Source organism: Methanobacterium sp. (assembly GCF_038562635.1).
Taxonomy (GTDB): domain Archaea; phylum Methanobacteriota; class Methanobacteria; order Methanobacteriales; family Methanobacteriaceae; genus Methanobacterium_D.
In genome coordinates this window covers 151,546-165,057 of record NZ_JBCFBO010000001.1, presented here as the reverse complement: position 1 = coordinate 165,057, position 13,512 = coordinate 151,546, and the positions used below count along the sequence as shown (strand labels likewise).

General features: G+C 33.5%; 12 protein-coding genes. 1 reads left to right on the top strand and 11 read right to left on the bottom strand.

Annotated features, from left to right (window positions below; genetic code table 11):
- Nucleotides 1-5 precede the first annotated feature (5 nt).
- The 6 genes from AAGU07_RS00785 to AAGU07_RS00760 form a co-directional block, all read right to left on the bottom strand.
- Nucleotides 6-800: a hypothetical protein gene (locus AAGU07_RS00785; RefSeq protein ID WP_342457314.1), complete on the bottom strand. Its 795-nt coding sequence runs from the start codon at nucleotides 798-800 to the stop codon at nucleotides 6-8.
- A gap of 355 nt (nucleotides 801-1,155) precedes the next feature.
- Complete coding sequence (locus AAGU07_RS00780; protein WP_342457313.1) at nucleotides 1,156-1,575, bottom strand: peptidase; 420 nt, start codon at nucleotides 1,573-1,575, stop codon at nucleotides 1,156-1,158.
- 41 nt (nucleotides 1,576-1,616) lie between these two features.
- A complete protein-coding gene (locus AAGU07_RS00775) occupies nucleotides 1,617-2,015 on the bottom strand; it encodes a hypothetical protein (protein ID WP_342457312.1) in 399 nt (132 codons plus the stop codon).
- A gap of 8 nt (nucleotides 2,016-2,023) precedes the next feature.
- Entirely contained in the window at nucleotides 2,024-3,136 is a 1,113-nt protein-coding gene (locus AAGU07_RS00770; protein ID WP_342457311.1) for a hypothetical protein, read from the bottom strand.
- Nucleotides 3,124-5,259, bottom strand: coding sequence for a hypothetical protein (locus tag AAGU07_RS00765; protein WP_342457310.1), 2,136 nt, complete (start codon nucleotides 5,257-5,259; stop codon nucleotides 3,124-3,126). Before AAGU07_RS00765 ends, AAGU07_RS00770 begins: the two co-directional genes overlap by 13 nt.
- Before the next feature lie 12 nt (nucleotides 5,260-5,271).
- Nucleotides 5,272-6,204, bottom strand: coding sequence for a hypothetical protein (locus tag AAGU07_RS00760; RefSeq protein ID WP_342457309.1), 933 nt, complete (start codon nucleotides 6,202-6,204; stop codon nucleotides 5,272-5,274).
- A 221-nt stretch (nucleotides 6,205-6,425) separates the two neighbouring features.
- On the opposite strand from AAGU07_RS00760, the gene AAGU07_RS00755 reads away from it, so the two are divergent.
- Nucleotides 6,426-6,815: a class III signal peptide-containing protein gene (locus AAGU07_RS00755; protein ID WP_342457308.1), complete on the top strand. Its 390-nt coding sequence runs from the start codon at nucleotides 6,426-6,428 to the stop codon at nucleotides 6,813-6,815.
- A 68-nt stretch (nucleotides 6,816-6,883) separates the two neighbouring features.
- Here the strand turns inward: AAGU07_RS00755 and AAGU07_RS00750 are convergent, their stop codons facing one another.
- The 5 genes from AAGU07_RS00750 to AAGU07_RS00730 all read right to left on the bottom strand — a co-directional run bounded on the left by AAGU07_RS00750 (nucleotide 6,884) and on the right by AAGU07_RS00730 (nucleotide 13,221).
- Nucleotides 6,884-7,768 carry a DUF2101 family protein gene (locus AAGU07_RS00750; RefSeq protein WP_342457307.1) on the bottom strand — a complete coding sequence of 295 codons (885 nt, stop codon included), beginning with the start codon at nucleotides 7,766-7,768 and terminating at the stop codon, nucleotides 6,884-6,886.
- A gap of 207 nt (nucleotides 7,769-7,975) precedes the next feature.
- On the bottom strand, nucleotides 7,976-9,139 hold the full coding sequence (locus AAGU07_RS00745; protein ID WP_342457306.1) for an A24 family peptidase C-terminal domain-containing protein: 1,164 nt from the start codon (nucleotides 9,137-9,139) through the stop codon (nucleotides 7,976-7,978).
- 49 nt (nucleotides 9,140-9,188) lie between these two features.
- Nucleotides 9,189-10,787, bottom strand: coding sequence for a CTP synthase (glutamine hydrolyzing) (gene pyrG, locus AAGU07_RS00740; RefSeq protein WP_342459327.1), 1,599 nt, complete (start codon nucleotides 10,785-10,787; stop codon nucleotides 9,189-9,191).
- 158 nt (nucleotides 10,788-10,945) lie between these two features.
- A complete protein-coding gene (locus AAGU07_RS00735) occupies nucleotides 10,946-12,139 on the bottom strand; it encodes a cofactor-independent phosphoglycerate mutase (protein WP_342457305.1) in 1,194 nt (397 codons plus the stop codon).
- A gap of 59 nt (nucleotides 12,140-12,198) precedes the next feature.
- A complete protein-coding gene (locus AAGU07_RS00730) occupies nucleotides 12,199-13,221 on the bottom strand; it encodes a homoserine dehydrogenase (RefSeq protein WP_342457304.1) in 1,023 nt (340 codons plus the stop codon).
- Between the last annotated feature and the right edge of the window lie 291 nt (nucleotides 13,222-13,512).

Sequence of the window (13,512 nt, the reverse complement as noted above, 5' to 3'; positions counted from 1 at the left end):
ACTCCTCATTTTTTAACTACTCTTCCCTTAATATTTTCAAAAATACCAAGAATACTATCTATAAATACCCCTGCTAAGCCAACAAACATTCCAATAAATCCGCATAAAATGACTACATTGGATTGATTTGGAAGTATTGCCTTTAAAGAATTGATTTTATCCTGTGTAGGGCCCTCTATACTTGTTACCACTACAGTTTGTGACAGTTGATCTCTAACCTGATCCGTTTTAGCAGGGTCAGTCTGAACAGTTACATGCACAGCACTGTATGATGAACTTATTCCAGCTATTAGCATCAGCCAGTCGTCTAAACTTTTAATTGTATCTTTTGGATTGCTTCCGTTTTGAATCTGGATGTTTAAAGTATCATTTCCCTGAATTTGTACCGATGTTATATTGGTATTTGAAGCAGGTATACGATTTGGAAGTGTGTTTTTCCAATAATCAGAGAAACCAGATGTTTTGATCGTTATTCCGGTTACGTTAACGTTTTTAACTCCATCTATATTTTTTGCAGTATTTATAAACTGATCAACGTCTACACTATCTGGAATATCTAAATATATAGTATCTAAATCTGTAGACGTACTCTGGTAAAATGCAGAAGCAATATTTGGAATATCATCCATTACTGGAGATATAAAAAATGCCCCACCGATGATACCTACTATAAAACCCATTAATACTACAAATATCAGATTTTTTTTGCCTATAATTGGCGTTAAAAGAGCGGTTGAAAATACAAATACCATTAGTACTAAAAATAATATAACCATTAATATAACTGCGATAGTTTCCATGATTACGTCCCACGACTATTCAATCTCTGTATTACACTAAGTTTCACTTTACAACTATTACTCCTTTGATAAATCAACATATATCTTTTTTGCTACTGCACTTTTATTTTCTAAATGAGAACAAATATTTTTATGCCTGAGAAATCTCAAATAATAATTTATTATATTTTATCAATATACACTTATAAAATTTTTTAATTATTTAACTTTGTACTAACCATAGGGAATAAATGAATTAAGCCTCTAATTTATTTTCAAAAACAGTTAAAATAACAAAATTCATTTTAGCCATTATAATACTTTTAATAAATAAATGGAAAAATAATTGAAAAGTAAATTTATATCTATATTCAGGTTATGCACTTCCAACTACTGTCCCCGTGGATAAATCAACATAAACCTTCTTTGATGTGGAGCCCTGTGTTAAAGGAACAACCCACACAGCCATTACAGTGTTATTTATAGTAACATTGCTTTGAGTTGGTTGCCCTGCGGTATATCCAGGATTAGCTCCTGCAGCTATATTCTTAGCTACATCTGCAGATATCTGAAATGTGCTGTTATTTGTTACATTAGCTGTAGTATTGTTTGCTGTAGAATTATTAGCAGTCACAACAGGAGCTGCAGGTGTTACAACTCCATCATCTGCAGATCCATTTTGATACTCTACATCCGAATTACTGTGAAACGGATTAAATGCATAAACTGCAATAATAACAAAAATTATACCTAATACAATTAAAGCTTTTTTTTCCCATCCAGGTTCTAGATCCATAGAAATCACCGATAATAATTGACTGAATTTTTATTTAGATATTATGTAAATTGTATAGTTCCATTATTGTTTTTAACTTGATGAGGTGTACCATTATTAGTCATACTAAAAGATTGAATACGGGTTGGTACCAGTTTAATGGTTATATTGTTATTGTGATAGGACATACTTAAATTTCCATTGCTGTATACATAAACTGTATAATTAGCTGGAGAACTTGGAAGGGTTAAATTGGCAGAATATCCGGGGCCATTTATATAAACAGTGTTGATTGTTTCAGCTACAGATTCACCTATCATCCTAACCTGACCAAGGTTTCCGCTGTCTGTTTTATCCATTTCAGAGCTTGTTAATTGAATTAAACTTAAAGCAATGACCATAAATATTACCGTTGCAAGTATCAATTCAGCACTTGCTTGTCCTCTACTGTCTAAGCTCATTTTTTCACCTAATAACTATAACTAGTGGAAAGATTAAGATATCCACGATAAGCAGTGGAAATAAGGAAATTTTTACCATCAGGTCCCATAACAGTAGTGGTAGTTGAGCCATGTTTCGTTGTTATGGTATAACCAGTTACACTTGCAAAATATTCATGATCTAACATGGATGTTGGATTGTTACCATGATCTTCCTGTAAAGGATCATACAGAATAAATGTACTCATTTTAGCACTATCTGGGCCGGCAGATTTATCATATGTTCTGCCCTCTAATCTGTCAAAAAATGTCAGCCCATGTGAATCAGGGAAATAATAAGGACGATACCCCATTTCTGTATTGGCCCCCATAAGACACTCATATAAATTATCTAATTTGCCTGCAGATACATTATCAGCGAAGTGATATTCTAAATTACCCATATAAGTATTATAATAAGGATATTTATAGAAAACAGAACTGGTTCTCTCTTTAGCATTTACCCATACATATGGATCTTCCAGACCTTCAATAGAAATATAAGCAGTTTGAACAGGTGTGTTAAACGTCACATTTTGACCTGCAGAGGATGAATTTTGCACAACTGTTATAGCTATACTGGGTATAGAAATTGTAAATCCATAGGGATCATCCTGTGAAATACTTAAATCACTTCCTTGAAATATAGGAGCAGAATCATTATTATTAGGGTTAACATAGCTACCATCTATGTATATAATCCTGCCTGTCTGCCTCTCCAGATCTCTACAAGTATTAGTAATATTAATATTTATCGTTTCTGCAGTAGTATCTGTAATATAAGCCCTGCTTGTATTCCCAGTAGTACTAAAAAATGGTTGATTATCGGCCAGTACATTAGTACTATTTATTACTGACTGAACTGCCATAAAAGCAGACCTTCTACCTGCATCTGCTGTATCCTGTTGTATAGCATTTACAACATCACTTGCTACAGTGGCAGTGACATCCCCACCTATAACTATTGCAGAGAGAAGGTTAACTTCATTTACAATACCACTGTATGAAATAGCCAGTATGACCACAGGCATCATTAATAAAAGCGCTAACGGTGTGAATGCGTATCCTTTATCGTCCATTTTATCATCTCTTATTGTTTCCACAACTCCAATCGTACAGGTATGGAATTTGGTACATCCCCCGTGTAGATAGCCTCAGTCTTTATCTGGCTGGTATCTACAGTATATCCATATGATCGCAGGGTATCAGTTAAATTATTAGCTGCAATGGTCTTTGCATCAGTTGGGTTTGATGCAAATGAATCCACCCATATACTTGACAGGAATTTGGGGTAAACAACGCTTACTCTTGTACCCGAAAAAATTTCAGGGTTTGCAATAGCATTATACGAAATAGCGCCATTAGGTCTAGATGACCCTCCATAATCACCAGATTCATATGATGCTCCAGGAGTTATACTTAGGCTTATAGTGTAATTTCCAGGTTTCAGTTGATAAGTACCATTTGGATTTATGGTTGTAAGTAAATGGGTTGTTTTCGCTGCATCAAGATCTCCCAGATCCAGTGAAAATGGAACAGGCCCACTGCTATAAAGTGTTGAACTTGCTCCAGTACTGTTTTTAATTGTAACTGTTATATTTTTAGTATCTAATCCCGTACCTATAAATAATATGGCTTCCTGAGCATCGGAATCTATTTTAAAGGTTTTAGTTTGAGTTGCAGTAGTATCATCATACTGTTTGCTGTCAAATGGGTAAGTATCCCACCTGATCGGCAGCTGACTGTATTTAATTATAGAATAACAGCTGGTTAGTCCAACTAAATCATTATCACTGCTTGGCGCATCGTCCCATATGATAACTCTAACCTGGTTATTGCCTGAGGTAAGATAAGGTGCTATGTTTAATATCCCAGGAATGTTACCGTAACCTCCATCATCACGTTCGGTATAAGAACCAAATGAAGTGAATATGGTTTGCCATGTACCTTTTGAATTTTTAACCTGTACAATAGCCCTATCAACACCACCATATGGATTTATAACAGTATACGCATCAAAAAGTCGGGTGTTTGGAGGTAAATAAACATTAGATACAGAAGCAACTGCAGACCCTGTGGATGTACCATAAGGTATGCCTGTTATTTGGAAAGGTTTATTTGTATTTATATCACTGCTCTGTATAGTATTCCAACTTATACTACTTCCCGTAGAATTTGTTACTGTTCCAGTATTCAAATCATAGGTCAAAGAGTTGGATGATGTACCCGCTCCTGCAATGTCTGGGAAATTTGAGGTAGCGGTCACAACTCCCTGAGGAACCTTCATTGTTGTAGTATAATTACCTATTATGGAAAACCAGGGTAATTCCTGATACGAATTTGCTGAAAAATCGAGATAAAAGTTATTCATTCCAATATTTAATTCTGAATTAGTTATATTACCCAAATAGTTGTACATATAACGTCTATAATTGGTATAACCACTGGAATATGCAGTATAATATAGAGCACTACCAAAGTCTGCACTACTTATATTGTGGTTAGCATTACCATTTAAAATAAATTTTGCGCCGAAAGCACTTGGATTTGACCAACTACTACGATCATAAGCACTGCCTATTAAAAATTTAGCCCCATTTATTGATGTTCCATTAATGTAAAATGAAATACTTTTGGGAACTTGTGAACTATAATATGAAGGATTATTGCCTCCCCAGTAGTTATAATCATCAAGACCGTTATTCCATGGGTTGAAGTTCTGCAGCCAGTTATGGAAATTCCATAATGTAGTTACTGCAGTATCCGTTTGATCCTCAAACTGAACCTGCTCTATCTTATAATAAGCCCTTCCTACCCATCCTTCCTGCGGCCCTGATATGACTTTAACTTTAGTTGCAATATCATTACTGGTAAGCAAATTACGGGTACCTGTTGTATTTTGAACCACATATGAGTTTCCAGAGGTCATAGTAATCTTATAAGCAACACCTGAAGGTACAAGCGTACCAAGAGTTGTGTTTAAATCAGCATTGGCTTTGGCAATAAGACTTGCATCACCACTAGAATAATAAACCGCATCAGTACGCAACTGTCCGCTCTGCTCCATAGTTTCTAAAATACTGTCTGCTAGAGCCTCCAGATGCTGGTGGTCTTCACCTTGATAATATGGAAGCAACGTATATGCTGTAATAGTAGCAGTAAGTACTATTACCACTATTAAAGCTAGTGCTGCGTCAACTGTGAATATAAAACCTTTATCATCCATAATAATCAGTCCCTAATTGGTCCACAGAAATAGTATCACCCTACATGGTTTTGGTTTAATATTGTCTAAACTAATTTGATCTTCAGGAATCCCTTTAGGAGCTTGAATTATATAAACATCCATTGAAGCCCCTGGATTACTTACAGTCCTTACAGTTACTGTATTATCCTGTAGAGTTGTCATATTCTTTAAAAATGACTCATCAATTTGTTCTGTTATATTAGCATGACGTGTGCTCTGCCCGTTGAAATTATTACCTTTTATTACGGTTTTACTGTTGATATCTACAGTCGCAGAGTCGTATCCATTATTTACAACAAGAACATAATAATCATAGATAGTAAGATAAAAATTATTAGTTGGAAAAGGATTAGGCGGGCTGGTATATATCCTTGGAACTCCAGCATCTCTAATACCATCTTTTAAAGAAGATACTACATCCAGTTGTGCATAATTAGCTACTTTTTCTACTCTAACAATATCAGAAGCAGTGCTGTTAATTCCAGCTCCACTTGCACCTACATTATTTGTACCTATACTTTTCAAAATAGTACTATCATCTATGGTAGTAATATTCAAATAGAATCCATATTCGTTGCCTATAAGTTTCTGCATATTAGATACATTCAAAGCTGTCAGTTTACTCGCCGATACCGTCCCTTCTAAGGGTATTCCCTTATTAGAATCATACTTTGCAATTCCTACAACATTCACAGATCCATTTTGTTCCCAGTTTGTAGGATCCCCCGATGTTTCAAGTAATGTATTCAAGGTATCTGCAGCAACCCTTTCAGTGGAACCTCGATAAACAGTGTCCTGTATTAAATATGTTATATTGTCCATATCAGAAGCAACCATGCCTAAAACAAGCACTAGAGGTATAAGAGCAAACAATATATCTAAAGAAAATAATTGACCCCTTGAATCGCCTGATATTAATCCCAAATTCTTACACTCCTATATTATGATTATATAAACTTCAATTGATATTTTATATAACTTAACAATATTTATATATGTTTGTAAACTCCCATCTCATCCCAAAATAGTATTACACTTCCTAAAAATGTAAATGTATTCAAATAAAAAACATATAGATTAATTAAATAGTATTACAATAGTTAAAATAGTAAAACATATACTCCAATACTGAAAAAGAGTTAATCATGATAATGGATCGACGAGGACAAATATCATTAGAATTCGTTCTTATACTTGCTATTATGGCAGTAATTGTAGGTGCTATTGGTTGGTATGCAGGAAATGCAAACGAACAAAACGTTATAACATCAGCAGTAAGATCTGCAGCAGATAATGCAACAACTACCCTTGCTATGTTAAATAGAACCATGAAACCTGTAACAGTCAAAGATATAACCACAACTACTAATGGAAATAATATAACACTCCAAGTAGATATCAGTGGTTCGCTTTCCACTAACCAAAATCAAATCATAAAAAGCAGCATACTATCTTCAATAGCCTCCCAGGGGTACAATGTGACCAGCAACACCATTGTAACAAATAAACATGTATACACAATTAAAGTAGTGTAATTTATAATTTCATTTACTACTGTTTAGTCAGTAGTATTCCCTTTTTTAAAATTAAATAAAAAAAATAATTAATTTATAATCTCAATTATATTAACCGGCTTATTTCCACCAGTGCTTAATAGTTTTTCTTTTATTTGAAGTTTAACTTCGTCTCCCTTACCAGCACCACAGCTGTTAGTTACAAAGTACATATCAGGCTTCACATTAGAACATATATCATATTCTACTTTCACATAGGCTGTATTTTCACTGGTTTCAACTACAGTCCCATATGTGTAATTTCGATGATACCTTATTCTGAAAATTAAAAAAACAGCCACAGATAATAAAGCTGCAAAAATCAGAATTGTAAGATATGGGAAAAATTCGAATGAAAACGCCATGATAAAGTTTGGATTACTGCTGACTACGACTAAGACTATGCCTGCCACAATATACATTAAAAAAAAGTCACGGTAAGCATTAAAGTCTACAGGATACATTAATTTAACCTTAGACCGCAGCAGATATACCATGTATACAACTAATAGAATTCCAAGAATACAGAAAATAATGAAAGACAGAAAATTAAATAGATAAATTACAGATACAACTAAAAAACCTATAGAAATTAGTTGAAGTTTAAATACGGTTCTTTCCTTTTCTTTTGAAGTAAATTTTCCAGATAATGGTGTATCATGCATCTGAATTTCTTTAGCATCATCATTTAATTGAGAACTTTGAGGATTTCTCATTTCAGAAACCTTTGAAGCCCCTTTTTCACCAATCTCAAGACCTGTATCTTTTACTTTAGACAAATTTTCTTTAAAAGACCCCGAATTAACCTTATCTTTAATATCGTTAGTGTTAATACCCCTCAAAATAGAAGGGATTTTGGGTATTGCTAAAATTAGCATTCCAATAAAATTAAATATTCTTATGATTAACTCACCGAATTTGGCAAATATATTCATTGAAATTCCTCTAATTTGTGTTATTAATAAGGCGTTATGCATTATATAAATTAATGAACTTCATAGATTACTGTTACAAGTAAATATTAAACAGAAATTGCCTTATTACTTTAATTCTTTCTGGTTAATGTTGTTTATATCTTATATAAATAATTAAGTGTACATACATTAAGATAAGTTCTATTAATTATTATATGATACTATAAATCAATATAGTATTACATATAATATTTTCTGAAGTATAACAGCTAAATCTCCAATAAATAGAGAAATTAAAAGGCCTATCAAGATTGATGGCGCAAATGGCACTCCCCTTTTGATTTTAATTTTAGGATCTATTTTATTTTCTTCAAATAACTTTTTAAGAAGAGTTATATCATCTTCAGTTAAACCTGCTGCCATGGAACTTATTAAAAGTTTACCTTTATGGGCAGTGATTCCAGCAGTAGGATCCCCATTTTTTAAAGATTCTTTTATTTTATCAAAAAAACCTTTATCATCAACATAAACTTCGTCTGTTCTTTCATAGATATTATAAGCCGGTATCATCCCTTCTTTTAAATCAGAAATTTCATAGTCGTCCTGGAGAGCTTTTCTATTTACCGATGTAATCAATTTTCTAATAATTCCAATAGCTGTTATTGATAAGAATATAGCAACTATACCAATTACAGTTACTTTTATATTTGTGTATAATGCAAAAGCTGTAAAAACAGATAAAATAACTGCTTTTATTATATTCGGCAGCTTTGAAATGACGAGTGATAAAACAAATATAAGAACTAATGAAACTATTATTGTTTTATAGGGTAAATAAGGCAGTATGAGGTATGTCAATGAAACTGCTGCTGTTGTAACCAGCGCCAGTACAATATTCTTTTTATATTCTTTAACTGGAGCCAATAATTCGTCTACGAGATAAGGTTTCCTCCGTATTGCTATAAATAACACGTAAATTAGGAGAAAAGGAAGTATAGAAAGCAAACTATTTATTATAAGAGTAATAGGGAACCCATAGATAGAAACAATTGGGAAAGCTGCACCCCATATATTGTAACTTAACGTTAATGGATAAAAAGGGAGTAAAGCTGCCAGTGCTGTAAATAATTTAACATCTCCACCTGCCCATGCCCCTAATTTCCAGAAAATGTAGCCCAGAGCAAAGATCACCGCTGTAAATACTACACCAGTTACAATAAACCAGATATCATTAATCATAAATGCATATACTGCATTTAATGCAATTCCTAATCCAATTAATGAGAAAGTAAGTTTATTCTGGATAATTCCAGATTTTAAATCTGTATAACTTGCATACAAACATGCTATAATTGCTATGAATGTACAGACTAAAGGTATATCGAAAACCATGATAATCACTTGACCCGTTGAGATATTTAGATATTTGAAATTAAATAGCCTAAGATTTATTCTTTTTATTTTCAAATGAGGCATTCATAAATGATACAAAGATAGGATGAGCATTATTTGGTCTTGATTTAAATTCTGGATGGAACTGACAGCCTAAAAACCACGGATGATCTTTAAGCTCTATCATTTCAACAAGTAAATCATTAGGAGATACGCCTGAAATTATTAAACCTTTTTCCTGCAATATTTCACGGTATTCATTGTTGAATTCAAATCTATGCCTATGCCGTTCATCCACAGACTTTTTTTGATATGCTTCATATGCTTGTGTTCCAGTTTTAACATTACATGGATAAGAACCAAGCCTCATTGTCCCGCCCATATATTCAACTTTTATCTGTTCAGGCATGATGTCAATAACAGGATTTTTAGTCTCTGGATCAAATTCAGTACTGTTTGCATCTTCAAAACCATTTAATCTTGCAAATTCAATTACCATACACTGCATTCCAAGGCAAATTCCAAATAGTGGGACTTTCTGCTCTATTGAATATTTTACTGCCTCTAGTTTTCCTGAAATACCTCTTTCACCAAAACCTCCAGGTATAAGTAGTCCATCCAATCCCCCAAGTTTATTGGTATCAAATGAATCTCCGGCATTTATCCAGTCTATATTAACTTTAACACCAATACTCGCCGCTGCATGTTTTAAAGACTCTCTAATACTTATATAAGCATCTTCAAGCTCCACATACTTTCCTATAATTCCTATATTTACTACTGGCTCCTCTTTTTTTAAGGACTTCACAATTTTTTGCCAGTCTTTAAGGTCTGGCTGTCGAGTTTCCATTTTTAATCTTTTAAGTACATATTCCCCTACATTTTCTTTACTTAAAATTAAAGGAACTTCATAAATTGAACTAACATCAGGACAATTTATAACAGCATTTCTTTCAACGTCACAAAAATGAGCTATTTTTTGTTTTAGGGGAGCATCAATAGATAACTCAGACCTGCAAATTATCATATCTGGAATAATACCAGTACTTCTTAATTCTTTAGTACTGTGCTGGGTAGGTTTAGTTTTAAATTCACCAGCAGCATTCAGGTAAGGTACATAGGTTACATGGACAAACATTACATTGTCATGCCCCTCTTCATTACGCAGCTGTCTCACAGCTTCTAAAAACGGCTGACTTTCTATATCTCCAACAGTTCCGCCTATTTCCACTAAAACTACATCTGCATCGCTTTTGTTTGAAATTTTTCTTATCATTGACTTAATTTCGTCAGTTATATGTGGAATTATCTGTACGCATGATCCAAGATAATCTCCTTTCCTTTCTTTATCAATAACAGATGAATAAACTTTACCTGTAGTTATATTAGAATCACCGGAGAGTTCTACGTCTAAAAACCTTTCATAATGCCCTAAATCTAAATCAGTTTCCATACCGTCTTCTGTAACAAACACTTCTCCATGTTGATACGGATTAAGTGTTCCTGAATCCCAGTTTAAATAAGGATCTATTTTTATTGCAGTTACATCAATTCCATATGACCTTAATATCCTACCAATTGATGCTGCAGTTATTCCTTTTCCGATTGAACTTACAACTCCACCAGTTACCACTATATATTTTGACAGCTAAACCATCTCCTAATAATATCGATGTATATCATTAAAAATCTTATATCGAGTTAAAATTATAATCTACAATCTGGATTTATAAAGCATTATTTATAACATTAATGGAATGCTCTAAAATTAATTTTAACAAATAATATGGATATTAAAATTATAGTTTAAATATCCAAAAAACTTTTCATAAATTTATGCCCTTCAATGGTGCCCAAAGAACCCATTTTTGCTGAAAATTCATTATACTGGTTGACATTATCTTTAACTTCATTTGTAGAGCACATTGCATATGGAATTGCATCAGTTGTATGTGTTTTAAGAGATATAGGGGTCGCATGATCAGGCAGTATAGAAATAGCATAATTATCAAATTTTGGAAGCTCATCAAGAAGTTTTCCAATGATCTTTTCATCTATACTTTCTATAGCTTTGATCTTTTCTGTGATGTCACCAGCATGGCCTGCTTCATCCGGAGCTTCAACATGAACAAACACTAAATCATGGTCATTTAATGCATTTACTGCATAATTTGCCTTTTGAGTGTAATCAGTGTCAAAATATCCAGTTGCTCCCGGCACATCAACATTAGTCAGTCCAAGATAAGATCCAAGGCCTTTTATAAGGTCCACACCAGTTATTGTGGCACCTTCTAATCCATATTTGTCAGCAAATGGAACCATATTAGGTTTAGTTCCCTGTCCCCATAACCATATCATATTTGCAGGATACTTACCATTTGCAGTTCTTTTTTTATTAACAGGATGATCTTCCAGTATTTTCACTGAGTCACACATGACTTTATTTAACAATTCAGCATTTTTATCATCATAAGGCTTTAGAAGGTTTTCTTCAATGCCTTCTCCAACTACATCGTGAGGAGGAGTGGATTTTAACGAAGCAAATTCAGCATTATCCATTACAAACAAATGCCTGTAACTTACACCAAGGTAAAATTTCCCAACTTCTCCAAATTCCTGATTTAAAGTGCCTATAAGCTCCTTTGCTTCTTCTGTAGAAATATGATTTGCATTAAAATCTGCTAATTTTCCATCTTTACTTGTTATAAAATTACATCTAAAAGCAACTTCCCCATTTTGAAGATCAGCACCTATACTTGCCGCTTCAAGCGGCCCTCTTCCAGTATAATATTTTTTAGGGTCATAACCCATTATCGAAAGGTTTGCAACATCAGACCCCGGCAGCATACCTTCAGGAACGGTTTTAAGTAATCCATTTGTACCATTAGATGCTATAAAATCCATATTGGGAATCACAGAAGCTTGAAGAACGGTTTTATTATTTAATTCTTCAAGGGGATAATCTGCCATTCCATCTCCTATTACAACTACGTATTTCATTTTTAAAAAGTCTCCAAGTTAATATTGATCCAAACTGATATCGTGTTATTATATTTGGTTTACCCGTTGCATTGTTTAATCTTGTAAATACTTATTATATCACTTAAAATAGCAGAAGCAGTTTCAAGGGGCCCTGCACCTTTTCCAACAACAGTTACATCTTCTGCAAGATCTGTTTTAAGTGTCGCCACATTCAGTGTACCATCTACTGCAAAAGGAGATCCTTCCCTTACAAGTCTTGGTGAAACTTCAAGAACATCTCCCGATACTTCCCCAATTAATTTAATGAGATAACCTTCATTTTTGGCAAGCGAAATAGATTCAGGAGTAATTTTTGATATTCCAATTACTTCCACATCTTTATAACTTACATCTCTACCTAAAAGTGAATTTGCAAGAATTACAGTTTTACATGCGGCATCTATACCTTCAACATCTTGTGCAGGATTAGTTTCAGCTATTCCCAGCTCTTGAGATTCTTTTAAAATCTGTTCATATGATGAACCTTCCTTAGCCATCCTTGAGAGTATATAATTGGTTGTACCATTTAATATTCCCACTATAGAATCTATATCGCAGCTGGACAGAGTTTCATGGGCAAAGTTTATAATTGGCATTGCCCCACCTACGGAAGCTTCAAATTTAAACTGAACTCCATTATTCATTGCAGATCCATTTAGTTCTTTAAAGTATAAAGCTAAAGGTCCCTTATTTGAGGTAACTACATCTCTTTTGTCCTCAAATGCATTTAAAATATGTGTTTTAGCAGGTTCACCGTTGCAGATATCAGTAGGAGTTACTTCAACAAGACAGTCATATTCAGCCTTATCAAGTACTTGCATATTTGACATTCCAGAAACTCCATATCCTGGATAATTAGAAACCTTTCCAGTTTTTTCTTTAGTTTCAAGGAGTAAATCAAGATCTAACCCATTATTAGAGATTGCAGCTCCCGAAGTATCTGTAACTGCTACCACCTTAAGATCTAATCCATATTTTTCTTTAAATCTATCATTTTTCAGGGAAATAGCCTTTACTACACCCTTTCCAACTGCACCAAAACCTAAAATACAAATTTTCATTTATTTCCTCCAAAAATATTTTTTATATTTTTGGGGTTCAGAAAATTCATGGAATTTTCTTCAACCTCCAAAAATTTCAATTTTTGGGGCTGCCAAACACAAGTGTTTGGGCATTCGAAAAATCGTAGCTTGCAAAAATCGAAGATTTTTGCGCTCCAAAAATTCGTAGAATTTTTGAGAGATTTTTCAAATGTTCAGGAAATCATAGCTAACGAAAAATGAAATTTTTCGTGCTCCGAAATTTTTAATTTTCGAGAGATTTCCTTCAAACTCTCCCAAGTAGCAGCGAAT